Annotated in this window: 23 protein-coding genes and 1 pseudogene; 18 read left to right on the plus strand and 6 right to left on the minus strand. The window is 71.5% G+C overall.

Annotated elements, in window-relative coordinates:
* The first annotated feature begins 115 nt into the window (after positions 1–115).
* The 5 genes and pseudogenes from P2Q00_RS18270 (at position 116) to P2Q00_RS18290 (ending at position 10,524) form a co-directional block, all read left to right on the plus strand.
* Complete coding sequence (locus P2Q00_RS18270) at positions 116–937, plus strand: thioesterase domain-containing protein (RefSeq protein ID WP_275773634.1); 822 nt, start codon at positions 116–118, stop codon at positions 935–937.
* Positions 934–7,950, plus strand: a complete 7,017-nt coding sequence (locus tag P2Q00_RS18275) for a type I polyketide synthase (RefSeq protein WP_275773635.1) — start codon at positions 934–936, stop codon at positions 7,948–7,950. Before P2Q00_RS18270 ends, P2Q00_RS18275 begins: the two co-directional genes overlap by 4 nt.
* 14 nt (positions 7,951–7,964) lie before the next feature.
* The gene (locus P2Q00_RS18280) at positions 7,965–8,363 is read left to right on the plus strand and encodes a carboxymuconolactone decarboxylase family protein (RefSeq protein WP_275773636.1); all 399 of its coding nucleotides are present in this window, start codon (positions 7,965–7,967) and stop codon (positions 8,361–8,363) included.
* 40 nt (positions 8,364–8,403) lie between these two features.
* Positions 8,404–8,508, plus strand: a pseudogene (locus tag P2Q00_RS51120) (winged helix-turn-helix domain-containing protein); the annotation flags it as partial.
* 1,185 nt (positions 8,509–9,693) lie between these two features.
* Positions 9,694–10,524 (plus strand): IS5 family transposase, encoded by an 831-nt coding sequence (locus P2Q00_RS18290; protein WP_275773638.1) that lies wholly within the window; start codon positions 9,694–9,696, stop codon positions 10,522–10,524.
* Here P2Q00_RS18290 and P2Q00_RS18295 read toward each other — a convergent pair.
* Entirely contained in the window at positions 10,484–11,002 is a 519-nt protein-coding gene (locus P2Q00_RS18295; protein WP_275773639.1) for a hypothetical protein, read from the minus strand. The genes P2Q00_RS18290 and P2Q00_RS18295 overlap by 41 nt on opposite strands.
* A gap of 251 nt (positions 11,003–11,253) precedes the next feature.
* Between P2Q00_RS18295 and P2Q00_RS18300 the strand changes: the two genes are divergently transcribed.
* The 6 genes from P2Q00_RS18300 to P2Q00_RS18325 all read left to right on the plus strand — a co-directional run bounded on the left by P2Q00_RS18300 (position 11,254) and on the right by P2Q00_RS18325 (position 15,135).
* On the plus strand, positions 11,254–11,613 hold the full coding sequence (locus P2Q00_RS18300) for a zinc ribbon domain-containing protein YjdM (protein ID WP_275773640.1): 360 nt from the start codon (positions 11,254–11,256) through the stop codon (positions 11,611–11,613).
* Between the two features lie 172 nt (positions 11,614–11,785).
* Complete coding sequence (locus P2Q00_RS18305) at positions 11,786–12,127, plus strand: ArsR/SmtB family transcription factor (protein ID WP_275773641.1); 342 nt, start codon at positions 11,786–11,788, stop codon at positions 12,125–12,127.
* Positions 12,124–13,857 carry a SulP family inorganic anion transporter gene (locus tag P2Q00_RS18310; RefSeq protein WP_275773642.1) on the plus strand — a complete coding sequence of 578 codons (1,734 nt, stop codon included), beginning with the start codon at positions 12,124–12,126 and terminating at the stop codon, positions 13,855–13,857. Before P2Q00_RS18305 ends, P2Q00_RS18310 begins: the two co-directional genes overlap by 4 nt.
* Positions 13,854–14,261 (plus strand): pyridoxamine 5'-phosphate oxidase family protein, encoded by a 408-nt coding sequence (locus P2Q00_RS18315; RefSeq protein WP_275773643.1) that lies wholly within the window; start codon positions 13,854–13,856, stop codon positions 14,259–14,261. The genes P2Q00_RS18310 and P2Q00_RS18315 overlap by 4 nt, the downstream gene beginning before the upstream one ends.
* On the plus strand, positions 14,261–14,716 hold the full coding sequence (locus P2Q00_RS18320) for an ATP-binding protein (protein ID WP_275773644.1): 456 nt from the start codon (positions 14,261–14,263) through the stop codon (positions 14,714–14,716). Before P2Q00_RS18315 ends, P2Q00_RS18320 begins: the two co-directional genes overlap by 1 nt.
* Before the next feature lie 5 nt (positions 14,717–14,721).
* On the plus strand, positions 14,722–15,135 hold the full coding sequence (locus P2Q00_RS18325; protein ID WP_275773645.1) for an STAS domain-containing protein: 414 nt from the start codon (positions 14,722–14,724) through the stop codon (positions 15,133–15,135).
* 11 nt (positions 15,136–15,146) lie between these two features.
* On the opposite strand, the gene P2Q00_RS18330 is transcribed toward P2Q00_RS18325, so the two are convergent.
* On the minus strand, positions 15,147–15,938 hold the full coding sequence (locus P2Q00_RS18330) for a 2-phosphosulfolactate phosphatase (protein ID WP_275773646.1): 792 nt from the start codon (positions 15,936–15,938) through the stop codon (positions 15,147–15,149).
* A 40-nt stretch (positions 15,939–15,978) separates the two neighbouring features.
* On the minus strand, positions 15,979–16,164 hold the full coding sequence (locus P2Q00_RS18335) for a hypothetical protein (RefSeq protein WP_275773647.1): 186 nt from the start codon (positions 16,162–16,164) through the stop codon (positions 15,979–15,981).
* 215 nt (positions 16,165–16,379) lie between these two features.
* On the opposite strand from P2Q00_RS18335, the gene P2Q00_RS18340 reads away from it, so the two are divergent.
* From P2Q00_RS18340 to P2Q00_RS18370, 7 genes are all read left to right on the plus strand, one after another.
* Positions 16,380–16,730, plus strand: a complete 351-nt coding sequence (locus P2Q00_RS18340; protein WP_275773648.1) for an ArsR/SmtB family transcription factor — start codon at positions 16,380–16,382, stop codon at positions 16,728–16,730.
* Positions 16,731–16,881: 151 nt separating this feature from the next.
* Positions 16,882–17,364 (plus strand): NADH-quinone oxidoreductase subunit B family protein, encoded by a 483-nt coding sequence (locus P2Q00_RS18345; protein ID WP_275773649.1) that lies wholly within the window; start codon positions 16,882–16,884, stop codon positions 17,362–17,364.
* Positions 17,361–19,406: a proton-conducting transporter transmembrane domain-containing protein gene (locus P2Q00_RS18350; RefSeq protein ID WP_275773650.1), complete on the plus strand. Its 2,046-nt coding sequence runs from the start codon at positions 17,361–17,363 to the stop codon at positions 19,404–19,406. Before P2Q00_RS18345 ends, P2Q00_RS18350 begins: the two co-directional genes overlap by 4 nt.
* Positions 19,403–20,359, plus strand: a complete 957-nt coding sequence (locus P2Q00_RS18355) for a respiratory chain complex I subunit 1 family protein (protein ID WP_275773651.1) — start codon at positions 19,403–19,405, stop codon at positions 20,357–20,359. Before P2Q00_RS18350 ends, P2Q00_RS18355 begins: the two co-directional genes overlap by 4 nt.
* Positions 20,356–21,066 (plus strand): hypothetical protein, encoded by a 711-nt coding sequence (locus P2Q00_RS18360; protein ID WP_275773652.1) that lies wholly within the window; start codon positions 20,356–20,358, stop codon positions 21,064–21,066. The genes P2Q00_RS18355 and P2Q00_RS18360 overlap by 4 nt, the downstream gene beginning before the upstream one ends.
* The gene (locus P2Q00_RS18365; protein WP_275773653.1) at positions 21,066–22,673 is read left to right on the plus strand and encodes a proton-conducting transporter transmembrane domain-containing protein; all 1,608 of its coding nucleotides are present in this window, start codon (positions 21,066–21,068) and stop codon (positions 22,671–22,673) included. Before P2Q00_RS18360 ends, P2Q00_RS18365 begins: the two co-directional genes overlap by 1 nt.
* A 3-nt stretch (positions 22,674–22,676) precedes the next feature.
* Entirely contained in the window at positions 22,677–24,155 is a 1,479-nt protein-coding gene (locus P2Q00_RS18370) for a hydrogenase large subunit (protein ID WP_275773654.1), read from the plus strand.
* A gap of 5 nt (positions 24,156–24,160) precedes the next feature.
* Here the strand turns inward: P2Q00_RS18370 and P2Q00_RS18375 are convergent, their stop codons facing one another.
* The 3 genes from P2Q00_RS18375 to P2Q00_RS18385 form a co-directional block, all read right to left on the minus strand.
* A complete protein-coding gene (locus P2Q00_RS18375) occupies positions 24,161–24,706 on the minus strand; it encodes a GNAT family N-acetyltransferase (protein WP_275773655.1) in 546 nt (181 codons plus the stop codon).
* Between the two features lie 150 nt (positions 24,707–24,856).
* Positions 24,857–25,291 carry a pyridoxamine 5'-phosphate oxidase family protein gene (locus P2Q00_RS18380; RefSeq protein WP_275773656.1) on the minus strand — a complete coding sequence of 145 codons (435 nt, stop codon included), beginning with the start codon at positions 25,289–25,291 and terminating at the stop codon, positions 24,857–24,859.
* A complete protein-coding gene (locus P2Q00_RS18385; protein WP_275773657.1) occupies positions 25,288–25,788 on the minus strand; it encodes a hypothetical protein in 501 nt (166 codons plus the stop codon). The genes P2Q00_RS18380 and P2Q00_RS18385 overlap by 4 nt, the downstream gene beginning before the upstream one ends.
* Positions 25,789–25,936 lie beyond the last annotated feature (148 nt).

Genomic DNA, 25,936 nt, shown 5'->3' on the forward strand with positions numbered 1-25,936 from the left:
GCGCCTCGCGCTCCTGCCATGTACGCCTTCACAAATCCATAAGCCGCGGCAAGCGTAGTCGGAAGGGGCCGTGATCCGGCTTCCACTGCGTGAACACGTTGGCCAGGAGGTCGGCATGAGTGCCGTGCAGCCGATGATGTTGCGGCGGGGCACCGCCGCGGTCCGTATGTTCCTGTTCCCCGCGATCGGATCCGGGGCGGCGGCCTATGGACCGTTGGCCGCGGCACTCCCCGCCGATGTGACGGCGTACGGCTTCGACGAACTGCCCGGCGGCACGGTCGCCGAGCGCGCCGCCGGATATCTGGCCGCGCTCCGGCAGCTGGCGTCGGGCGGCCCCTACGTGCTTGCCGGTTGGTCGTTCGGCGGGTTCCTGGCCTGGGAGGTCGCCGCACAGTTGCAACGCGAGGGCGCCCGGGTCGAGTTGGTCGCGGTGATCGACTCGGCCTGGTTGAACGAGGACGGCGGCCGGCTGCCGATGGTGTCGGTGGCCCAGGACTTCGGCTGGCTGCTGTCCCTGGCGGGCGCCGACGGCGAGCGCCGGGCCACGTTGCCCTATCGCCGCCTGGCCGGCATGGCGCCCGCCGCCCAACTGGAGCTGGTGGTCAGGGCGCTTGACGAGCAGGGGTTCTGGAATCCCGAGGCGGCGGCGAAGCTGGACGGCGGGCTGCGGGAGTTCTTCGTGGGGACGAGTGCGCTGCGGGGGCACCGGCCGGGGCCGTATCGGGGACCGTTCCTGCTGTTCCGGGCCACCGACCAGCGCCTCGTGGTGGCCGACGCCCGGTTCCGGCTGTCCGAGCCGGCGCTCGGCTGGCAGCGGTACGCCGATCCGCCGCCGACCGTGGTGCCGCTTCCCGGGAGCCACTTCACGATGCTGTCCGAGCCCTCGCTGTCGATCATCGCCCGGCACCTCGGCGAACGGATCGGAGCACTGGTATGAGCGAGCCGCTGGCCGTCGTCGGGGTGGCTTGCCGGATGCCCGGTGGGATCAACGACCTGAACAGCCTCTGGAATGCCCTGTTGCAACGCCGGGACCTGGTCGGGCGTATCCCCGCGGACCGGTTCGACACCACCCGGCACATCGACCCGGACCCAGCCAGACCCGGCCGCAGCTACGTCGACGCAGGCGGGTTCCTCGACGACATCGTCGGCTTCGACGCCGAACACTTCGGGATTTCACCGCGTGAGGCCGGGCGAATGGACCCGCAGCAGCGGATCATGCTGGAGCTGACCGCCGAGGCCCTGGACGACGCCGCCATCGATCCGGCGACGCTGGCCGGTTCGGACACCGGGGTGTTCGTGGGCCTGTCCAACACCGAGTACTGGCAGATGCAGCACGCCGACCCGGACTCCATCACCGCGTACACCAACCTGGGCGGCCTGATCTGCGTGGTCCCGAACCGGATCTCGTACGCCTTCGACCTGCACGGGCCGAGCCTGGCCGTCGACACCGCCTGCTCGTCGTCGCTGGTCGCCCTGCACCAGGCGGCCGACCATCTGCGCACCGGCCGCGGCCGGGTGGCGCTGGCGGGCGCGGTGAACGTGCTGCTGTCGCCCTACACCTTCGTCGGGTTCGCCAAGGCGTCGATGCTGTCCCCGACGGGCCGCTGCCACGCGTTCTCCGACCGCGCCGACGGATACGTGCGGTCCGAGGGCGCGGGACTCGTCGTACTGAAACGGTTGTCCGACGCGCTCGCCGACGGCGACCGGGTGCACGCCGTGCTGTGGGGGAGCGGCACCAACAGCGACGGCCGGACCGCCGGGATGTCCCTGCCGAGCCCGGCCGCCCAGGAGGCGCTGCTGCGTCAGGTGCACCGGGACTTCGCTGTCGGCCCGGACGAACTGGTCTACTTCGAGGCCCACGGCACCGGCACCGCCGTCGGAGACCCCGTCGAATGCGCCGCGATTGGCGGCGCGATCGGGACTCGCCGGCGCGAGCCGCTCCCCGTGGGGAGCGTCAAGACCAACGTGGGGCACCTGGAGGCCGCTGCGGGGATGGCCGGGCTGATGAAGGCCCTGCTGGTGCTGCGCCACGGAGTGATTCCCGCCTCGCTGCACGGCACGCCGCACAACCCCGGGATCGACTTCGCCGGGCTCGGCCTGACGCCCGTCGACGAGCACCGCCCGCTCGCACCGACCGGCCGGTCGCTGGTCGGCATCAGCGCCTACGGCTTCGGCGGGACCAACGCCCATGCCGTGCTCGGCGCCGCCCCGGCGCAGCCCCCGAGCACGCCCGCGACCGGTCCGGTGCCGATCATGGTGTCCGCGCGCACCGAGACCGCCCTGCGCTCGGCCGCCAAAGCCCTGGCCGAGCGTGCCGAAGCCGCCGAGGACGGCTATGACCTGGCCTGGACCACGACCCGGCGCCGGGGCAGACACGCCCTGCGCGCCGCCGCATTCACCGGCGACTCCCTCACCGAGGCCACCCCTACGCGGGCCGTGTCCGACGGGCGGATCGCCTTCGTGTTCGCCGGCAACGGCTCCCAGTACGCCCGCATGGGCACCGACCTGTATGCCGCCGAGCCCGTCTTCGCCGCGGCCCTGGACGCGGTGGACGCCGAGCTGGCCGGTCTGCTGGGGTGGTCGGTGGTGGAGGAACTGCATGCGCCGCCGCCCTCGTCCCGGCTGGCCGCGACCGAGGTGGCCCAGCCCTGTCTGTTCGCCGTCCAGGTCGGCCTGGTCGAGCTGCTGGCGGACAAAGGGGTGCGGCCGGACGCCGTATGCGGCCACAGCGTCGGCGAGATCGCCGCGGCGTACGTGGCGGGGGCGCTCGACCTGGCGCAGGCGGCACGGCTGGTATGGGCCCGCAGCAGCGCCCAGGCACGGACGGTCGGTACCGGCATGATGGCGGCGGTCGGTCTCGGCGCCGCCGACGCGGAGGCGGCCCTGGCGCCGTTCGCGGGCCGGCTGGAGATCGCCGGGGTCAACAGCGATCGTGATGTGACGGTGGCCGGCGAGTTCGCCGCGTTGGACGAGTTCGGCCTGGCGATGATCGAACGGGGCGTGTTCTTCCGGCCGTTGGCGCTCGACTACGCCTTCCACAGCCACCTGATGGACCCCGCCGAGGCGTCGCTGAAGGTCGAACTCGGCGGACTGAGCCCTGTCATGACCAGGCTGCCCTTCGTCTCCACGGTCACCTGCACCGAGATCGCCGGACCGGAACTGGACGCCGGCTACTGGTGGCGCAACCTGCGGCACCCGGTGCAGTTTGCGGCCGCCGTCAAGACCCTGGTCGGGCAGGGCTTCGGCACCTTCCTGGAGATCGGCCCGCAGCCGATCCTGCGTCACTACCTGAAGAGCATGGTCGACGGAGTTGTGTTCGACACCGCGCACCGGGACGAGCCCGGCCCGGCCCGGCTGCGGGCCGCCGTCGCCGGCCTCATCGCCTGCGGCGCCAAGGTCGACACCGATCGGCACTTCCCGTCACCCGGCCGGGTGACAGATCTGCCCATCTACCCCTGGCAGCGGCAACGGCACTGGAACGGCGGCCCGCGCTGCTGGGACGGCGGGGTACGCGACCATCCGCTGCTCGGCGACCGGACCGACAAAGCCACGCCCACCTGGCAGGGCACCCTCGAACCCGGCCAGGCATCGTGGCTCGCCGACCATGTGGTGGACGGCACCGTCCTCATGCCCGGCGCGGCCTATGTGGAGATGGCCCTGACCGCGGCGGAACGCGCTCTCGACGCTCCGGTCGACCTGCACGCGCTGCACATCCTCGCGCCGCTGTCGCTCGACGGTCGGCCGCCGCGCCTGGACGTCTCCTGCCGCGAGGAGGACGGCGTGGTGCGCGTCGCGGCCCGGGGCGAGGGCGCGGCGGACTGGCGGACCGTCGCGCGCTGCCGGGCCCACCGCCGCGTGGCCGACCCGCCCGCCGACCTCGACCTCGGCATCGCGTCCACGGCGCCCGTGGACCCGTACCTGCGGCTGGCCGAGGTTGGCCTCACCTACGGGGCCGCGTTCCGCGTGCTCACCGGGGTCTGTGTCGGCGACGGCGAGGTACTGGCCACGTATGTCACCGACCTTCCCCTGGACGGCTACCGGGTGCACCCGGTGATCCTGGACGGGGCCTTGCAGGCGGCACTCATGCTGCCCGCAGTGCAAGCCGCCTTCCTGCCTGTCGCGGTCGAGGAAGTCCGGTACTGGCGGTCGCCGGGCGCCACCGGGCACGCCCGGGTCCGGCTGCGGTCGCTGACCGAGCGGGAGCTGTGCGCGGACATCGTGATCACCGGTTCCGACGGTGCCGTCGCGGTCGAGCTGAACGGGTTCCGGGCCCGGCGGCTGGACCGCGCCGGGTGGCCGATCACCCGGCTGGTCACCGAACTGCGGGCCGCGCCGCTGCCGGAGCCGGCGCCTCCCTCGCCGTATCCCGACCTGGCCCTGCCGGAGACGACGGCACCGGCCGACGCCGCGACGGTGGACGCCACTCCGGCGCTGACCGGCCACTTCACCGTGCGGGCGATCCGTGAACTACTGCCCGGCGCAACGGAGTTCACGATGGCCGACCTGGCGGCCGCGGGCGTCCGGAACGGCCGATTCCCTTTTCTGCGTGCACTGCTGAACCTCACCGTCGAGCTGGGGCACGCTGAGCGGGCCGGGGACGGGTGGCGGCTGACCGGCACCGACGGCTTGGACTTCGACACCGCGCTGCGTCAACACTCTGGCAGCGTGGCCCAGTTGACGCTGGTGGGACGCGCCGGACGCCACCTGCCCGCGCTGCTGTGCGGGGATGCCGACCCGGTCGAGCTGTTCTTCGCCGAGACCTCCCTGGAGACGGTACGACACCTCTACGACCTGGACCCCATCAGCGCGACCGCCAACCGCCGTGCCCGCGAGGTGGTCGGTGCCCTGACCGCTCGGTGGCCGGCGGACGGCCCGCTGCGCGTGCTGGAGATCGGCGCGGGCACCGGCGGGCTCACCGGCGCACTGCTGCCCGTACTGCCGCGCGAGCGCACCCGGTATACCTTCACCGACGTGTCCGACGCCTTCTTCGCCAAGGCGGCCGACCGGTTCACCGCCTACGACTTTGTCGAGCACCGGCGACTGGACATCGACTGCGACCCGGCCGAACAGGGCTTCGTTCCAGGCGGATACGACCTGGTCGTGGCCGCCAACTCCCTGCACGCCACACCCGATCTGCGCCGCTCCCTGCGCCACGTGGCCGAACTGCTCGCCGACGGCGGCCACCTGCTGATGCTCGAATCGGAGGACCTGCGCACCAAGTTGTTGCCCTGGGGGCTGTTCGACGACTACTGGACTTTCACCGACACCGACCTGCGCACCGGTGCAGTCCTGCAGGGGCCCCGGTGGCGGACCCTGCTCGCCGAATGCGGCTTCGGCGACATGGCTGTCCCGCACACCGACGGCGACCTGACCCTCACCCTCGCCCGGCGAACCGACGCACCCCTGCCATGCGACGCCGCCCTGCCGGCTCCCACGCAGCCGTGGCTGGTCCTGCTGGAAGAACCGGGCGAGGAGACCCTGGCCGCGGAACTGGCGGTCCTCCTCGGCGGGCAGGTCGTCCGCACGCCGGACCAGTGCGCCCGGGAAGGGGCCGCCATTGTGCTGCTGTTCGCCGACCGGACGGACGACGACCCGGTCGACGTCACCGTGGACCGGGTCACGTTGCTCCAGCGGATCGTGGCCGCCCAGGGTGCCACCGCCCTCGCTCTCGTCACCCGTCCGACCGGAATCCATCCCGCCCCCGACGAGCCGTCCACGCCCGTCGACGCCGCGATGTGGGCCGCGCTGCGCGGCCTGCGTGCCGAGGGCACCGACCTGAGGCTGCGCAAGATCTCCCTGGCCCGCGGTGACGACACCGCGACCCGCCTCGCCCGCGAACTCCTCACCGGGACCACGGAGGACGAGGTGGTGCTCACCCGGGCCGGCCGGTTCGTGCCCCGGCTCGTCCCGCCGCGCCCCGCCACCCGCCGGCCCCCGGCCGGGTACACGGTACGGCTGACCGACCCGGGACCGGCCCACCGGCTGGACTGGGTGGAGATGCCCGTCCCCACCCCTGGCCCCGGCCAGCTGCTGGTCGAGGTCCGGGCCACCGGCCTGAACTACCGGGACGTGCTGCAGACGTCCGGGATCGTCACCGACGAGATGGTCGAGGGCGGCCTCGCCGGAGCGGCCCTCGGGCTGGAGTTCGCCGGCGTGGTCGCCGAATCCGGCGCCGGAGTCAACGGATTCCGGCCCGGCGACCGGGTCTTCGGCTATGCCTCGGCATGCCTGTCCTCCCACGTCCTGGCCCCGGCCGGACTGCTCGCCCGCATCCCCGAGGGCATGAGCTGTGCGGCTGCCGCCACCCTGCCGGTCTGCTACCTGGTCGCCGGATATCTCGACCCGATCGGGCCGGGACGGACCGTGCTCGTGCACGCCGCGGCAGGGGCGACCGGCCTCGCCGCCGTACAGCACGCACAGGCGCGCGGTGCCGCCGTCATCGCCACCGCAGGCACTCCGGAGAAACGCGACTTCCTCCATCTGATCGGCGTGGAGCACGTACTGGACTCGCGCAGCCTCGCCTTCGCCGACCAGGTCCGTCGCCTCACGGGCGGCCGGGGCGTGGACGTCGTACTCAACTCCCTGGCCGGCGAGGCCATCCCGCTGGGCCTGGGCCTCCTCGCTCCCGGCGGCCGGTTCATCGAGATCGGCAAACGCGACCTGTACGCCGACCACTCCATCCCGCTGCGGCCCTTCCGCAACAACGTCACCTTCACCGGGATCCACCTCGACCAACTCGCGCTGCTGTTTCCCGAAGAGACCGCGCGCCGCTTCGCCGACCTGGCCGACCGGGCCCGGGCCGGCGTGTACCCGGCGCTGCCGTACCGCACCTTCCCGGCCGACCGGATCGCGGAGGCGTTCACTGTGCTCCGGCACTCCCGCCACCTCGGCAAGATCGTCATCACCTTCGAGGAGCCGCCCCCGGTCGTCACCGCATCCTCGCTCCCGAGGCTGGACCCGGACGGCACCTACCTGGTCACCGGCGGCACGTCGGGGCTCGGCGCGGCGAGCGTGGACTGGCTCGCCGAACGCGGTGCGCGGCACATCGCCCTGCTCGGCCGCCGCACGGTCACAGCACCGGACCACCCGTCCGCGACGATCACCACCTATGCCGCCGACGTCTCCGACGAAGCCGCGCTGCGGCAGGTCATCATCGGCATCGACGCCACAGGTCACGCACTGCGGGGTGTCGTACACGCCGCCAACACACTGGCGGACGGACTGCTGGCCAATCTCACACCAGACAGGATCAGGGCCGGACTCGCGGCCAAACTCGGCGGCGCCGCGGTCCTGCACCGCCTGACCGCCGGACGCGACCTGAACCTGTTCGTCACCTTCTCCTCCATCAACGGCGTGTACGGCTACATCGGCCAGGTGTCCTACGCGGCCGCCAACGTCTACCTGGACGCACTCGCCCGCCACCGCGCCGCCGCCGGTCTGCCCGCCCTGTCGGTCGCGCTCGGCGGAATCGGCGACACCGGCATCCTCGCCCGCGACGCGAGGGCCGCCGAACTGCTCGCCAACCACGGCGTCGGGCCGATGTCGGCACGGGAGGTCTTCGCGACCCTGGACGAACTGCTCACCCGCGACGTTCCGGCGTCCGTGGCCGCCCGCCAGGACTGGACCGCCGGGGCACCGCACCACCTCCGCAACACCCCGCGACTGCGCTCGCTGCTGCCCGAACCGGACAGGCCGGACACCCCGGGCCCGGACAGCGCCGACGCGGAAGACGTCGAGGGCGCCCTCGCCGCACTGATCGCGCACATCCTGCACACCTCCGTGGACCAGCTCGACCACGACCGCGCCCTGCCGGCGCTCGGCGTCGACTCGCTCATGGCCACGGAGATCTCCGAAGGCATCCGGCGCCGGTTCGACGTCGAGATTCCGACCATGCGCATCATCGGCGGCGCCACCATCACCGAACTCGCCCGCACCTTCCGCGCACCCTGAGAGAGGAATCCACCATGACACACAGCCGTGGCGCCAAGCTGGTCGCCCAGTTCGCCGGCCAGGAAATGGAGGACCGGGTCCGGCAGATGTTCGCCGACGTGGCCCCCGACTTCATCGACCACGTCGTCGCCTTCGGGTTCGGGGAGATCTACGCACGCCCCGGACTGGAGCCGGTCGAACGCCAGATCGCCGCGATCGCGGCACTCACCGCGATCGACAACGGATGGAGCCTGCGCAATCACATCGAGATCGGCCTGCGCGTGGGCATGCCTCCCGAGCAGGTCGTCGCCGTGCTCATGCAGACCATTCCGTACGTCGGCTTCCCCAAGGCCGCCGAAGCCCTGCTCCTCGCCCGCCGCATCTTCGACGAACAGGGCCTTCTGCCGGTACCCGCGGCCGACCCGGGGGACTGACTCTCCGCGAGATCACGGACGGGCTGCCGGGGCGGGTCGTCATCGCATCGGCTGGAGCGTGCAGGTCCCGGCCCGGAAGGCCAGCGAGCGCGACCAGGCGCAGATCGCCGCCTGGAAGGACGAGCGGTGGCTTGTCATCAGAAGCCGTATTCATACCGGTCATCGAGCTTGGGGATCGAACAAGGATCTTGGTCGGATGATCTCGGGCTGGGTGGGCTACAAGCTGGGGGAGACATAGGTATGACACCCGCTGTTGTCACAGTAGGTATGGATCTCGGTCTCGGACGGGGGGACGGTGACGGTTTCTCCCGTGTCGCCTTTCACCTTGACAGGGACCGGCAGGTGGTTGGTCACGGTGGTGCTGCCTGACGTGGAAACCGATGTCCCGGGGGGAGGTGTCGGGGTGACGCAGAACTCCCCGGCGGACGAAGCGACTTCGACCTGGAGGCAAGTGGCGGCATGCGCCGGAGCACCGGTGCATGCCACCCCTGTGACGCTGAGGGCGAGGGCGGCTACGCAAGCGATGCGCCGGGAGAGCCTGATGGGTCGGTGGGCCATTGGGAATCCCCTTTTCTGGCGTTGTCAGGTTGAGGAGCAGTGAGCCTTTTCCAACCTCAGTTTGAGGCGCTGATGTGGAGGGTGAGGACGGCCTGGACGAGGGCTGTGATGTGGGTGTTGCTGCACCGCGGGTTGCGCAGGAATGGCGCCTCCCAGCCCCCACCTCGTCCAGGACCAGGCACCACCACAGAACCGAGGTTGGTTAATCGGACTACCCGACCTCGATTTCAAGCCACTGTGACACCGGTGCGTCATCACGAGGAAGAGGCGCGCGACCGTGTGAATCGGGGGCGCTCGAAGCGCGCAGCAGAGCGCTCCACAACACCAACCCGCTCACGACCCTTTGCGTCAATCGCAACTCCCAGCGACCAAGAACCCGGTGTCGCCGCCCCGCAATCGCCCGACGGGGAACCCGCTTCAACCCGGTTGTCGGCGTACGGAATTACGGCCTGGGGGAAAATTTAGGTCGGGATGTGCTGCCTCGCGGTTGGGCTGGTGTGTGATCGGAAGCCGCATCTCTATCGATCACGAGGACGGTTCTGATCGAACAGGGTCGCTGGTCGGGTGATCTTGGCTGGGTGGAGGCATGAGGACAGGGCCCCTTGGTAGCCCGGGTTTGCGACCACTCGAGTGCCAGGAGGCCCTGTTGATCCAGTCTTGCGCGACTGCCCTTGCCCCGTCCAACTCCCGCGTGTCGTCGTGTGATTGCGTCGCTCACCGGTTCGGGAACGCGGCCGACCGTCCGAACAGGGTGCGGCGGTATCCGTCGGACGTGACGGATGCGGAGTGGGCGGCCGTACGTGACGCGCTGCCGGTGCCGGCCTGGCTGGAGGGCCGGGGCGGCCAGCCGGAGGGCTACTGCCACCGGCAGATGCTCGACGCGGTCTTCTACGTCACCGACAACGGCGTTAAGTGGCGCTCCGTTCCTGCCGACTTCCCCGCATGGGACCGCGTCTACGCCTTCTTCCGCAGATGGCGCAAGGACGGCCTGGTCAAGGAGCTGCACGACCGGCTGCGCGGCCAGGTCCGCGAGGCCGCGGGACGCGACCGCGAGCCGACCGCGGCGATCATCGACTCGCAGTCGGTCAAGGCGGCCGCCTCGGTGCCCGCCAGCTCACGCGGTTACGACGGCGGGAAGAAAATCAACGGCAGGCGTCGGCACGTCAACACGGACAGCCTCGGCCTGCTGCTGATGGTGCTCGTGACCGCCGGGAACGTCACCGACCGCCAGGCCGCGGGCCTGCTGCTACCTCAACTGCGGGCACAATTCCGCAAGATCACGTTGATCTGGGCCGACAGCGGCTACACCGGCCGCCTGGTCACGTGGGCGAAGGAGAAGCTGCAGCTCACCCTCCAGATCGTCAAGCGGAGCGATGACATGACCGGGTTCGTGGTGCTGCCGAGACGGTGGGTGGTGGAGCGCAGTCTGGGGTGGTTGATGCGCTCACGCCGCCTGGTGCACGCCTACGATACCCAGCCCGCCAGCAGCGAGGCGTTCATCTACTTCTCGGCGAGCATGCTGATGGCCCGCCGCCTGGCCCGCACCGCCACCAACAGGGCCGTCAACTCCCCGCGTCAGGATCAGACGACGCCCGCGGCATGAACCGGCCCGACGGCGACGCCATCAAACACTCCCGCTCGACCAGCCGTTTCGCCCTTGACCGCACTCCCTCGATCTTCGCCGGCACCAACTCCAGCCCCAGCCGGCCGGTCAGCTCCTTCGCCGACACCCCCTCGCTGCCGGCCGGTTCGCCCTCCACCAGCTCGATGAGCTGCCGGTGGTCCGCCGCGAGCGCCTCTGCGGGCGTCCCCGGGCGCCATCGCGGAACGATCGAGCCCGCGACCGGGCCCGTATTCGCCTTCATAGCCGTCTCGGCCGCCGCCTGGCGCCGGGCATCCACCGCCTCGTCCGGAGCGGCCAGGGCCTCGGCGAGTTCCGCACGGGCGATCACTCGGCGCTCCAACACACCCTCCGCTACGGCGAGTTCGGCAAGAACCCGCTCGGCTTCCGCGAGAAGCTCCTCCGTCCGCACCCGGGCAGCCGTCTCCCGCTCCTCCAACAGCCCCATCACCGATGTCATCGGTCATCTCCGCATCGCCGAGAACGAACTGATCGCCCCCACCCTCCCGCAACGACACCGGAACTATGCCTGACCAGCGGAAACTCAGCGATCACATCCGGAAAGACAACGGCTTCTCAACACAGGCCTGCATCCTGTCTCCGAGCGGGGTGCGCCTGTTGCTGGTCTTCTGGTGGCCTGCCCTGTGGTGGTCGGATCGGCACGCTGGTTGGGGGGATCGTCCGAGGTGCGGGGCCGGATACGCTGGCGGGGTGATCGAGAATCTTCCTCCCTGTCCGAAGTGCTCTTGTGAGTACACCTACGAGATGAACGCCCTGGTGGTGTGCCCCGAGTGCGGCCATGAGTGGGTTCCCGCCGAAGCCGGTGCCGAGGGTGGCGATGGTGCAGGGGAGCGTGTCATCAAGGACGCCGTGGGCAATGTGCTGCAGGACGGTGACGCGGTGGTTGTCACCAAGGCGCTCAAGGTCAAGGGGAGTCCCTCGGGGATCAAGGCCGGGACCAAGGTGCGCAACATCCGGCTGGTCGACGGGGTCGACGGCCATGACATCGACTGCAAGGTCGACGGTTTCGGGGCGATGCAGCTCAAGTCCAGCGTGGTCAAGAAGGCCTGAGCTGCGGCTGATACCCCCCTCCTCGGAGGGGTTGCCCGGGCGGCAGTCGGATGCCGAATTGCAAAATTTCGCAATTGGTTAGATGCTGTGTTGGCTGTGCTCGCAGGTAGCCGCGGGCACAGCCTTTCGTGTCCGCCCCCGGGGTGGGGTTCGCAGGGGAAGCCGAGGGGCCGTGTCCGTTCCGCTGTACCAGGCCAAGGCCGAGTTCTTCCGGATGCTGGGGCATCCCGTACGGATACGGGTGCTGGAGCTGCTGCAGGACGGGCCGATGCCGGTGCGGGACCTGCTCACGGCCATCGAGGTGGAGCCCTCCAGCCTGTCGCAGCAGCTGGCGGTGTTGCGCCGCTCGGGCATCGTCAGCTCCCGGCGTGAGGGCTCGACCGTGGTCTATGCCCTCGCGAGCGGAGATGTCGCCGACCTGATGGGGGCCGCCCGCCGGATCCTGACCGAGATGCTGTCCGGGCAAAACGAGCTCCTGGCCGAGCTGCGGGAAGCCGAGGTAGCTGCGCGATGACTTCCCCGTTCACCTGGTTCTGGGGCCGGATCGTCGGTCTGCTGCCTGGCCGTACCGATCTGACAGAGATGCGCCGGGATCCGCGCCGGGACCTCCTCGCGGGGCTGACCGTGGCGATCGTCGCGCTTCCGCTCGCCCTCGGCTTCGGCGTCTCTTCCGGGCTGGGCGCCGAGGCGGGTCTGGCGACCGCCGTCGTCGCGGGGGCGCTCGCCGCGGTGTTCGGCGGTTCGAATCTGCAGGTGTCCGGGCCAACCGGCGCGATGACCGTGGTGCTGGTGCCCATCGTCGCGGAGCACGGGCCGTCCGGGGTGCTCACTGTGGGGCTGATGGCGGGCGTGATGCTCGTCGCGCTCGCTCTCCTCAGGGCCGGCAAGTACATGCAGTACGTGCCCGCGCCCGTCGTCGAGGGCTTCACCCTCGGCATCGCCTGTGTGATCGGCCTGCAGCAGATCCCGAACGCCCTCGGGGTGCCCAAGCCCGAGGGCGATCGCGTGCTGGTGGTGACCTGGCGGGCGGTCGAGGAGTTCGCCAAGGCGCCGAACTGGACGGCCGTCGGTTTCGCGCTCGCGGTGGCTGTGGTCATGCTGGCCGGTGCCCGCTGGCGGCCCACCGTCCCGTTCTCGATCCTCGCGGTGATCGCGGCCACCGTGGTGGCGCAGGTCGCGGGCCTGGACGCCGCCAAGCCGATCGGCGATCTGCCGTCCGGGCTCCCGGCCCCCTCGCTGTCCTTCCTCGATCCCGGGGCGCTCGGCTCCCTGTTGGCCCCGGCTGTCGCGGTGGCGGCGCTGGCCGCCCTGGAGTCGCTGCTTTCGGCCTCGGTCGCCGACGGCATGACCGTGGGCCAGAAGCACGATCCGGACCGCGAGCTGTTCGGGCAAGGTCTGGCTAACATCGCGGCCCCGCTGTTCGGCGGGGTGCCCGCAACCGGTGCCATCGCGCGTACGGCGGTCAACGTCCGTACCGGGGCCGGATCCCGGCTGGCCGCGCTCACCCACGCCGCGATCCTCGCGGTGATCGTCTTCGCCGCCGCTCCCCTCGTCTCCAAGATCCCGCTCGCCGCGCTGGCCGGTGTGCTGCTGGCCACCGCGATCCGCATGGTCGAGGTCGGCTCGCTGCGGGCCATGGCCCGAGCGACCCGCTCGGACGCGTTGATCCTCGTCCTGACCGCCGTCGCGACCCTCGCGCTCGATCTCGTGTACGCCGTGATGATCGGCCTGGTGGTCGCGGGCGCGCTCGCCCTGCGCGCCGTCGCCAAGCAGGCCCGCCTGGACCAGGTACCGCTGGATCGCGGTGATCACAGTGCCGAGGAGCACGCGCTGCTCGCGGAACACATCGTTGCTTACCGCATCGACGGGCCGCTGTTCTTCGCAGCCGCCCACCGTTTCCTGCTGGAGCTGGCCGAGGTCGCCGACGTGCGCGTCGTCATCCTGCGCATGTCCCGGGTGACGACCATCGACGCCACCGGTGCCCTTGTCCTGAAGGACGTGGTGGAGAAGCTCAACCGGCGCGGCATCGTCGTGATGACCTCCGGGATACGCGCAGGTCAGCGCCAGGTCCTGGACTCGGTCGGCGCGCTGGAACTGCTGCGCCTGGAAGGGCGCGAGTACGCCACCACGCCCGAGGCGATCCAGGGTGCCCGCACCTACCTGGAGTGCGCCGGAGTCATGCCGCCGCTGCCCGCCCGGACCGCCCGGTCCATCAGCGAGGAAACAGAGGAATCCGTCGGATGAGCACGTCACCCGCAGTCCTGCGCATGGTCGAGGTCTCCGGTGCAGAGGCCCTGTGGCTGCTGGAGGGCAGCGCGCTGGGGCGGCTGGTGTACACCCAGCGGGAGTTGACCGTCATCCGGCCCGGCCGGCACACCTGGGAGTACGGGCGGCTGGTGGTGCGCACGCCTGCGCCGGCGGCCGCGGTTCCCGCGACGGCGACGTATCACGTGGACGAGGTCCGCGCGGCGAGCGGCACCGGCTGGAGCGTCACGGTCGCCGGGCCGGTCGACGTGATCACCGATCCCGACGAGGCCGCCCATTACCAGCGCACCCTCACCGGTTGGACCCACGGTCCGCACGACACCGTGCTGCGCCTGCACCCCAAGACGGTGAGCGGATTCCGTCTCGCCCGCGCGGAGCCGTGATGAGTTCTCGACTCGCCGCTTTGCCCCACCGGCATGTGCTGACCCTGCCCGCCATGCCGTCCGCGGTCCGAACAGCCCGGGAGACTGCCGAGCAGGCCCTGGCCGAGTGGGGCATCAGCCCGCGCCATCCCGCCATCGGCCCGGCGCTGCTGATCCTCAGCGAGCTGGTTACGAACAGCGTCCGGCATGCCGCGGTGGTCTCCCCGCAGGTGACCGTCATCTATGCGGCGAGCAAGGACTGTCTTGCGTTCGGCGTGCACGACCGCCACCCCTTCCAGCCGGCGCTGTACGGCGCGGTCACCGACGCCGGGACGGGCGGCCTGGCCACCGTCATGGAGCTCACGCTGGGCCTGGGCGGCAACGCGGTGGTCCGGGGCGACGCCGACGGCCAGGGCAAGAGCATCTGGATCATCCTTCCCCTTCGAGCCGACAGGCTGACCGCGCAAGGAAGTTGAGCATCATGACGATCGAGTGGCGCTACACCGTCGAGCAGGACCTCGGCATCCTGTCCGTCTCCGGATACCTCGGGCCGGACGCTGTCCGCCGCTTCGCCGGTGCGGTCGGCTGGGTGGTGGGACGCGGGAGCGGTCCGGTCATCGTCGACCTGACCGAGCTGCGCAGCTGGTCGGCCGAGGGCCAGTTGGCGATCACCGAGGCCGTGCGGCGTCTCGCCGCAGCGGGCCGCAGCCTGGAGCTGGCCGCGATCCCCGCCGACGGCTCCCTCGTCCCCCGGGGGGACTGCCCACCCATCCCCGTGCACGCCGACCTGGCCGGCGCGCTCGCGGCACACAGCAGTCGGCACGGTGAGCCGCCGGCGGGCCGCCACCAGTGGCGCACGACAGGGTGGCCGGGCGGAGACGACGCGGGCGAGTGACCCCGCGGGGTTCAGCCGGGGGCGAAGGCACCGTCGCTGTCCCGCACAGGTACGAGGGTGCAGGTGTCCTCTTCCGTGGCGATGGCCACGTCTTCGACGAAGCCTGTCGCAGCGAGTTCGCGGCCGGAGGCGCTGGCGGCGATGGCGCGTGTGAGGTCGGCGGTGCCTTCGTAGGCCGCTTTCGCGGCGGCTGCCTCGGCGGACAGGCCCCCCGCACCCTGGTGGTGCAGCTCGGAGATGAGGGCGCCGGCGCCGAGCAGGTCTTCCAGCGCGGGGCGCAGGCTGCCATCCGGCCATCGCTCGCCCGCGGCAATCACGTCCACCGGGTGTTCGGGCGTGCCGTAGCCGTGGGCGGTGAGCCAGTTGCCGACCGCGGTGATGTTGCGCAGGCAGGCGGCGACCACCCGCACGCCGGGCGGAGCTGCGGCCGCGATGGCCGCGCCGCTCGGGGACGGCAGCACCAGCCGTGCCACGAACCGGGCGCGGCGCAGGTGGGCCGGGGAGATCGACCAGGGGCTGTCGGGCGTGACGGCGTGGCGCGCGACGGCCAGCCGCGCACCCGATTGCCGCGCGTACACGGCGGCGGCCTTCTCCGAGGCCCGTTCGGCCGTGGTGGCGGGGCTGGCCGGCAGCCAGAAGGGAAGGACCCGGATACCCGTCTCGACGGCGACGCTCACCGCCGTGCTGAAGGACAGCACATCGACGACGACCAGACAGGTCGCCTCCGCGGCGAGGCGGCCCGCTCCGGCCAGCCCCCACTCGAATCGGATCCCGCTGCCGGGCTGGACGGCCCAGTCACCCATGACCCAACCCTCCCGTGCGGACCCGCGTGCCGTGCGGGGCTCAGCCCCGGTCACCGTCCGACGCGGACCTGGCACTCCGGCCGCCGAAGGACAGTTTCAGCATCCGGGCCCCACCGCACCGCGGGCACTGCCCGTCCGGGCCGACGGCGGTGGGCCGGCACTTGAGGCGGCAGGCCGGGCACTTGAACCAGGCGACGGCCGCGCCACGCAGCGGAATGATTCTCACGCAAGCCTCCCTCACATCACGTATGGACTTGCTAATCTTAGCAATTGTTGAGGTCGTCACCGCTGATTTCGGGCGGTTCGGTTCTCGTGCGCGGATTCGGCATGGCCACTGCCGCGGGCGAGGATGGGCCGCATGTGTTTGACGAGTGGGTGGATGCGATGCGCCGAGGACCGGCCAATACGGCCGTGCTGCTCCGCCGGGGAGGGGACGGCACGATGAGTACGCCGCTGTATCAACTGAAGGCCGAGTTCTTCAAGACGCTCGGCCACCCGGCCCGCATCCGGGTCCTGGAGCTGCTGAGCGAGCGCGAGCACGCGGTCGCGGAGATGCTGCCCGAGGTGGGCATCGAGCCCGCGCACCTGTCCCAGCAGCTGGCCGTGCTGCGCCGCGCGAACCTCGTCGTGACCCGCAAGGAGGGCTCGACGGTGTACTACTCGCTGACGAGCCCGCACGTGGCCGAGCTCCTGCGGGTCGCGCGGACCATCCTGTCCGGAGTGCTCACCGGGCAGGCCGAACTCCTCGCCGATCTGCAGGCTGCCCAGACGCAGGCGAAACCGCCGTCGTAACGACGGCCCTCGATCGGCGGCCGCCTCTTGGGAGTTGACAGCGCTCCGTGGTGCGGGGGCGGCCGCCTTCACCCTCGTAGCGACGTAACTCCGGTCGCAGGTGGCCTGTTGGACACCCGCGGACAAGACCTCACCGTGTCAGGGAGGGTTCATGGGCCTGTTGCGCAAGATCCGGGACACAGGGCGGGTGGCCGAGCCCGCCCCGCCCAGGCCGGAGGGTGACGTCCTGCCCAAGGCACGGGAGTTCGGCGGTTCGGTGCAGGTGCGGTGCATCGACGCCGGGTCCTGCAACGGCTGCGAGATCGAGATCGCGGCGGCCTTCAACCCGGTCTACGACGCCGAGCGCTACGGCGCCCGCCTGGTGGCCTCGCCCCGGCATGCGGACGTCGCCCTGGTGACCGGCCCGGTGACCCGCAACATGGCCGAGCCACTGCGCCGCACCATCGCCGCGATGCCCGAGCCGCGCCTGGTGGTGGCGGTCGGCGACTGCGCGATCAACTGCGGGGAGTTCGCTGGCGGCTACGGCGTCGAGGGTGCGGTCTCCGATGTCGTACCGGTGGATCTGACGGTGCCCGGCTGCCCGCCGCGGCCGGACGAGATCATCGCGGCGCTGAGGAGAGTGACCGGGCGGTGAGCGTGATCCCGGCCGCCCTCGCGACGGCCACCGCGTTGGGCGTGGCGGGCGCTGTGGCCGGGCTGGTGCTGCCGCAGCGGGTGCGCAGCGCGGTGGTGGGTGTGCTGACGGCGGGTGTGGGGGTGGCCGGTGGTACGGCAGGTGTGGCTGCACTGGGCGGAAGCCGCTGGGCGGCCGAGGTGCCCGGGCTGCTCCCGCTCGCCGGGACACATCTGGCGGTGGACGCGCTGTCCGGACTGTTCATGGCGGTGGCCGGGGCCGTGGTGGCGGCGGTGGCGGTCTACGGCGTCGGCTATGTGGCCGGGCATGGATCGCATGGGGCGCATGGCCTCGGCTCGCGGGGCGCGCAGGCACTGCTGCCGTTGTTCGCGCTGAGTCTGCTGCTGGTACCGGCGGCGGCCTCGGTCTCGACGTTCCTGCTGCTGTGGGAGCTGATGGCGCTCACCTCGCTGCTCCTCGTCCTGGCTGAGCACCGCGCCCGGCCCGCGGTGCGGGAGGCGGCGGTCTGGTACGCGGTCATGACGCACCTGGGGCTCGTGCTGCTGCTGGCGGGCCTGATGGTGTATGCCGCGCAGGCCGGGGGAGAGACCTTCGCCGCCCTGCGTGCGGGAACTGCGGGGATCTCGCCGACCGTGCGCGGGCTGGTCTTCGTGCTGACGGCGGTGGCGTTCACGTCGAAGGCGGGGCTGGTGCCGCTGCACGCCTGGCTGCCGCGTGCGCATCCCGAATCGCCCAGCGCGGTGTCGGCGTTGATGAGCGCGGCCATGGTCAACCTGGGTGTCTACGGGCTGGTGCGGGTCGGGTTCGATCTGCTGGGCGGGGGACCGGCCTGGTGGTGGCTGCTGGTGATGGCCATGGGCGGCCTGTCGGCGGTGTACGGGATCCTGCAGGCCGCGATGGCTTCCGACCTCAAACGGCTGCTGGCGTACTCGACATCCGAGAACATGGGGCTGGTCGTGCTCGGCGTGGGTGCGGCCGGGCTGTTCGCGCATGCCGGTGACAAGGCGCTGGCCGGGCTGGCGCTGGCGGCCGCGCTGCTGCACGTCGTCAATCACTCCGCTTTCAAGGCCCTGCTGTTCACGGGCGCGGGTTCGGTGCTGCGCGCCACCGGGGAGCGGAACCTGGATCTGCTGGGCGGGCTGCGGGCCCGGATGCCGGTCACCGCGGGGCTGTTCGCGGTCGGCGCGCTGGGCGCGGTGGCGCTGCCGCCGGGCAACGGGTTCATCAGCGAGTGGCTGCTGCTGCAGTCGATGATCCACGGGCTGGCCGTACCTGGTGTGACCATGGCGATCGTGCTGCCGCTGGCGGTGGCGGTGATCGCCCTGTCCGCAGGGCTTGCGGCGGCGGTGTTCGTCAAGGCACTCGGCGTGGGCTTCTTCGCCCGGCCCCGTGCCGTAGGAGCCGCGGCGGCGAAGGAGTCGCCCCCGCTCATGTTGGCTGGGATGGGACTGCTCGCGGCCGGGTGCGCCACGCTGGCCCTGGTGCCGGGGCTGCTGGGCGAGGGCCTGGACCGCGCGGTGGCAGCGGTCGGGTTCGCCGGGACGCAGCCGGTGTCCGGCGGCGGTCTGCAGGTCCGCCTGCACGATGTGTCCGCCCAGCTCTCCCCGCTGTGGGTGGTGGCAGCGTTGATGGTGGCGCTGGTCATGGTCACCGCCACGGCAGGCTGGGCGGCGCGGCGCCGACAGCGCCGCACCCAGGCGAGGTTGTGGGACTGCGGCGGAGGAGCGCCGACGCCGCGCATGGCCTATACGGCGACCTCGTTCGCCGAGCCACTGCAGCGGGTCTTCGACGACGTGCTCGCCCCCGAGCAGGACGTGGACGTCACGCCGGTGCGCGAGTCGGCGTATCTCGTCGAGCGGGTGAAGTTCCGCAACCGGGTGCCCGACCGCATCGAACACCGTCTGTACCGGCCAGTCCTCGGCTTCCTCGCTACCGCCGGGCAGTCGGCGCGGCGGCTGGCGGGCGGCAGCGTGCACGCCTACCTGGGCTACGGCTTCTTCGGGCTGGTCACTCTGCTTCTGGTGCTGGTGGTGGGCTGGTGAACACGGTCGGATACACGGCGATCGCCCTCCAGGTGGGCGCGGTGGCGGCCGGCGCGCCCCTGCTGACCGGTCTGATGCGGCAGACCCGAGCCCTGCTGGAGGGCCGGGCCGGCGCCGGGCTGCTGCAGCCGTGGCGGGACATGCGCAAGCTGCTGCGCAAAGAGCCGATCACCCCGGTGGGCACCGGGCCCGCCTTCCGGTGGGCGCCACCGCTCCTGGTTGCCACCTCGCTGGTCCTGGCCGTGCTGGTGCCGCTGGTGTCCACGGTCACGCCGGTCCACGCACGAGCGGATTTGATCGTGGTGGTGGCGCTGCTGGCGCTCGGCACCCTGGCGCTGGCGCTCGCGGGGCTGGACACCGGCACCGCGTTCGGCGGTATGGGTGCCTCCCGGGAGATGACCATCGCCGCGCTGGTCGAACCGACCATTCTGATGTCAGTGTTCGCGCTGTCGATACCGGCCGGGTCCACCAATTTGCCCGTCATCGTGGCCGGAGCAGTGGACCAGCCGGCCCGGCTGACCTCCCCGGCAGGTCTGCTGGCGATCGCCGCGCTTTCGGTCGCGGTCCTGGCCGAGAGCGGCCGGCTGCCGGTGGACAACCCCTCCACCCACCTGGAGCTGACCATGGTCCACGAGGCCATGGTCCTCGAATACGCCGGCCCCGACCTGGCCCTGGTCGAGTTCGGCGCGCAGCTGCGGCTGGCCGTGCTGCTGGGGCTGCTGGCTTCGCTGTTCGCCCCGTGGGGCATCGCCACCAGCGCCTCGCTCACGGCCGTCCTGCTCGCCCTGCTGCTGGTCGTCCTCAAAGTGGCGCTGCTCGGGATGGCGCTGGCGGCGGCCGAGGTCTTCTGGGCCAAGCTGCGGCTCTTCCGCGTGCCCGAACTCCTCGCCGGATCCTTCCTGCTGGCCCTCCTTGCGGTCACCGCCTCCTACTTCCTTGGCGGTGAGCGATGAACAACAGCCTGTTCACCCAGCTGCTCGATCTCGCCTGCGGGGCGTTCCTGCTGGCCGCCGTGGTGGTGCTGTGGCGCCGCGAACTCGCCGCGATCGTACGGCTCTTCGCCCTGCAGGGACTCGCGCTTGCCGCCATCGCCCTGCTGCTCGGACTGCACGAGGACCGCTGGGACCTGATCGTGGTGGCCGCCGGGATCGGCGCCCTGCGGGCGAGCCTGCTGCCGTACCTGATCCGCCGCGCCCTGGACGCACTCGTCGCCGACCGGACCCGGGACCAGGACGGGGCGCGGGCGTACACATACAGCGAGGAGGTACGCGAGACGGAGCCGCTGGTGAACGTGGCCGCCTCGCTGCTGACCGCCGCCGCGCTCACGCTGCTCGCCTACGCGGTCGCCCGCCCCCTGGTCGAACTGGATCCGACACCCGCCACCCGCGCGCTGCCGGTCGGCCTGGCCGTCGTGCTGATCGGCTTCTTCGTGCTGGTGACCCGGCGCCGGGCGCTGGCCCAGGTGGTGGGGTTCCTGCTGCTGGACAACGGCATCACCGCGACCGCCTTCCTGGCCGCCTCCGGGGTGCCGTTGATCGTCGAACTCGGCGTCTCCTTCGACGTGCTGCTCGCCGTCCTGGTGCTGCAGCTGCTCACTGCGCGGGTGCGGGAGGCGTTCGGCACCACCGACATCGACGACCTGCGGGAGCTGCACGACTGATGAGCCCGACTGCTTTCGCGTTCCTCCTCACTGCGCCCGCCGCCGTGCCGCTGGCAGTGGCCGGCGCGTACGCACTGGCCGCCCCGCGCACCCGCCCGACCGCCAAAGCATTCGTCGCGGAGCTCACCGGGGCCCGGCAGCGCGCGTCGGCACAGGGCTCTGTCCTGGTGGCGGAAGCCCCCGAGCCCGACCAGGTGTCCGCGAGGCATGGGCAGGACTGGGCCGGGCTCGTCTCGCCCGCTGTGATCCTCACGTGCGGGAGCCTGCTGGCGGCGGACGTCGTCGACGACGGCCCGAAGGCCGTGTACTCCGGACTGCTGCGCGCGGACGCGCTGACTGCGTGGATGCTGCTGGTGGTCGGCGCCGTCGCGTTGATTGCCTGTGGCTCCGCGCCTGCGTATCTGGCGGGTGAGCGGGCCGCGGGACGGGCAAGCGTCCGGACCGTGTGGCGCTACCACGTCCTCGTCCAGGCGTTCCTGTCCGCGATGTGCCTGGCGGTGGTGACCGCCAACCTCGGCGTGCTGTGGGTCGCGATCGAGGCCACCACCATCGTCACCGCCTTCCTCGTCGGCCACCGCCGAACCCGTACCTCGGTGGAGGCGGCCTGGAAGTACGTGGTGATCTGCTCGGCCGGCATCGCGCTCGCCTTCCTCGGCACGGTGCTCATCTACTACGCGGCCCGGCAGGCCGGCATCGCCGAGGCGTGGGCCCTGGACTGGCCCACCCTCGTCGCCCACGCTGACCGGCTCGACCCGGCGGTCACCCGGCTCGGCATCACCCTCATCGTCCTCGGCTACGGCGCCAAGGCGGGCCTGATCCCATTGCATGCCTGGCTGCCCGACGCCCACAGCCAGGCCCCGGCGCCGATCTCGGCGCTGATGTCCGGCGTCCTGCTGTCCGTGGCCTTCGCCGCGCTCCTGCGCTACCGGGTCATCGCGGATGCCGCCCTCGGCCCGGACTTCACCCGCGTCCTGCTGGCCGGCATCGCGCTGCTCACCCTCACGATCGCGGCCGGACTGCTGCTGGCCCAGCGCGACTACAAACGGATGCTGGCCTACTCCAGCATGGAACACATGAGCCTGATCGCCCTGGCCGCGGCGATCGGCAGCCCGCTCGCCCTGTCCGCAGCCCTGCTCCACATCGCGGGCCACGGGCTCGCCAAGGCCACCGCGTTCTGCGCCTCCGGACAGATCCTGCACCTGCGGGGCACTTCGAAGATCGGCCGGGTGCGCGGGCTGCTGGCCCAAGTGCCGTGGCTGGGTGCCCTGTTCGGGCTCGCGATAGTGGGGCTGCTGGGCTTCCCACCGTTCAGCCTGTTCGCCTCCGAACTGGGCATCGCCCGCGCCGGATTCGCCGCCGACGGCGGCCTGGGCTGGGTGATGGCCGCCGCCCTGCTCCTGGTCCTGATCGCCTTTGCCGCGCTCGCCACCCGCGCCACGCACATGCTGCTGGGGCCAGCCCCCGACGCGGAAACGGCCCAGGCGGAAAGCCCGTCCGCACTGTGGCCCCTCGTGATGGGCCTGGCGGCCTGCACCGCCCTCGGCATCGCCACTGGCCCACTGGGCGATCTGCTCACCCAGGCCGCTACTGTCCTGGAAAGGGCCTGACCGATGCGCACCGTGCACGACGTCCACACCGCCGAACTGCCCAAGCGGGCCGAGACGCTGCTGCGCGACGGACACCGCCTGGCGCTGGTCGCCGCCCACCACGACGCCGACGCCGTCCGCCTCGTCTACCTCTTCGTCTCCGGGCCGCCCGACACCCGCATCGAACTCCACGTACGCCTGGACCCGGTCCGGCCCGAGGTGCCAAGCCTCGCTCATCTGTCCTTCCCCGCCGGGCGGTTCGAGCGCGAGATGCACGACCTGCACGGCATCGTGCCCCTCGACCACCCACTGCCCCGCCGCCTGGTACGCCACTTCCACTGGCCCAAGGGCTGGTACCCGATGCACCCCGACGCCGGGGACCCGCCCGCCTTCGGCGAACAGGAAGGGCCTTACCCCTTCCTGGAGGTCACCGGCGACGGCGTCTACGAGATCCCCGTCGGCCCGGTCCACGCCGGGCTCATCGAACCCGGCCACTTCCGCTTCTCCGTCGTCGGCGAGACCATCCTCAAACTCAAGGCCCGCCTCTGGTTCGTCCACAAGGGCATCGAGAGACTCTTCCAGGGCCGCTCGGTGGCGGCCGGACTCCCGCTGGCCGAGCGCATCAGCGGCGACACCGCCGTCGGCCACGCCCTCGCGTACTGCCTGGCCGTCGAGGAGGCCATCGGCACGGCGGTGCCCGAACAGGCCCAGTGCGCCCGCGCCCTGCTGCTCGAACTCGAACGCCTCCACAACCACGTCGCCGACCTCGGCATGCTCTGCAACGACGTCGGATACGGCATCCTCAACGCCCACGCCCAGCGCATCCGCGAACAACTCCTGCGCCTCAACCACACGGTGACCGGACACAGGCTGCTGCGCGGCGGCGTCGTCCCCGGCGGCAGCGCCCTGCACACCCTCCCCGGCCGTACCCGGCTGGAGGCCATCGGCGAGGACATCCGCGAGATCGTGCGGCTGGCGCTTCGCCACTCCACCGTTCATGACCGCTTCACCGGCACCGCGATCCTGCGCACCGAGGCCGCCCGGGACATCGGCTGCCTCGGCTACGTCGCCCGCGCCAGCGGCCTTGCCCAGGACGCCCGCATTGCCCACCCCCACACCCCACACGGGCACCCCGCGAACGTCCCCATGCACACCGGCGGTGACGTCCTGGCCCGCTTCCTGGTCCGCGCCGAGGAGATCGACGCCTCCCTGGCGCTGATCCGTCAGCTGCGCGACTGCGTCGCCACCGGCGCCGTCCTCGGGCCCCCACCCGCTGCGGGGGCAGGCCCGGGCAGCGGGGTCGGCCTGGTCGAGGGCTGGCGCGGCACCATCGCCACCCGCGTCGAACTCGCCGCCGACGGCACCCTCACGCGGGTCAAGCCTGTCGACCCGTCCTTCTTCAACTGGCCTGCGCTGCCGGTCGCCCTGAACGACACGATCGTCCCGGACTTCCCGCTGACCAACAAGAGCTTCAATCTCTCCTACGCCGGCAACGACCTGTAGACGCCTCAGATGTCTCCTTTCACCAGGGCGTGCAGGTGCTGGTCGTGCCACCCGTCCTCGTGCAGCAGCGCGCTGCGCTGGGTGCCCTCGAAGGAGAAGCCGGCCTTCTGAGCCACGCGGCAGGACGCCGGGTTCGCGGTCGAGTGGCACAGGCGCAGGCGGTGCAGGCCCAGGTCTTCAAGGGCCCACCGGCTGAGGCGCTTCGTCGCATCGACGACGACACCGCCGCCGCGGGCGGCGGGCAGCACCCAGTAGACGATCTCGGCGTGGCCGTCGTCGAGGTCGATGTCGCCCCAGCCGATCAGGCCCACGGCCTTGCCTCCGTCCGCTCCGGCGATGGCCCAGATCGCGGCCTGCTCGGCCCGCCAGCGTTCGTGCATGCGCTCGATCCTTTGGTGCGCGTGCGCCGCCGATTTCACGATCAGGCGGTTCCACTTCCGGATGGCCGGATCCTGGCCGGCGGTCACCAGGACGTCGGCGTCCCGAGTGTGCCACGGGCGCAACTCCAGCCCCTTGGACAGGCCGAGCACAGGCTGGGGGATCCGGGCCATCCGGCCAGCGGGAACGACGGGGGGTATGGGTGAGAACGAAGCCATTCCGAGATCCTGCCAGGGCCGTGGGGACGTACGAAAACCGTTATCTGGTGCATCAAAGGCGAGCCAGCTCTCAAGCCGCCGACTGCGCACCCAGGGGCCGTTTCATCAGGAGCCCGTGTCGCCGCCCACGAGCCGGTACCCGGTCACGATGTCGGCCCTGATCCGCACCACGTGCTCCATCTCCGTATCGACCCAGGGCGTGAGCGCCGTCCGGTAGCGGGCGAGCTTGGCGGGGTCCGAGACGGGACTGGCGGCACCGGTGACGACCACGCTCCAGCCGGTGCGGGTGGCCGGGTCGAGGTCGTCGGCCTCGTAGGCCACCACCTCCGACCGGACCGCCCGGCCCAGCAGCGCGGCCCCGGTGTGCGTGCGGATGACGATGTCCCCGTTCGCCTCCACGAGATGGTTGACCGGGCGGATCGCGGGCAGCGCCTGGTGGGAGAACACAACCCGCCCCAGCGGCGCCTCGGCCAACAGTTTCAGCGCCTCGTCCCGGCCCAGCTCGACCATCCGAACCCGCGGCGGCGTACCAGCTGTCATGACGGCACCTCTCCGAACCCCGACACCCGCTCGGCGCCGTTCGGCCACAGCACCTCGACGTCGATGCCGTGGCTGCGTGCGTAGGCCACCAGGTGAGCGGTGGTGTCCTGGCCGTTGAAGGCGGTGCCGTCCCAGATGGCCACCACCCGGGCGCAGGCCCGCAGCAGCCGTTCGTCGGCGCGGACGCAGGCGTCCCGGTCCGCCGGGTCGTACTCCACCAGCCGCACCTGCCGCGACAACAGCAGCAATTCCCCGGCCGCCCGCCGATCCCGCTCCCGCAGCAGCGCGGGCACCCGGTTCAACGTGGGCACCACCGCCACCAGCGCCAGCCCGGCCTGCTGCGCGGCCCGCCCGAACGCCAACGGCAGCCCCTGCCCGACCCGCACCAGACCCATCCGCCCGGCCTCGGCGCACCGGGCCAGCCGCGCGCCGAGCTCCTCCTCCAGCAGGGCCAGGGTCCATGGCGCGAGATCCGCGTGCCCCACAACAGCGATCAACCTCGGCAGTCCTTTCTCCCCACCTATGCCAGTCACGGCAACTAGCCAATTGATGAAGTCTTCAAGCGCCGTCCAGGGTTTCGGCCGGGCGAGAGGCATGGGCGGCCGCGGGAGAGCAACGGTCGCCCACTGGCTCCGTTGATCCACA

The sequence above is a fragment of the Streptomyces coacervatus genome (assembly GCF_029223485.1).
Lineage (GTDB): Bacteria > Actinomycetota > Actinomycetes > Streptomycetales > Streptomycetaceae > Streptomyces > Streptomyces coacervatus.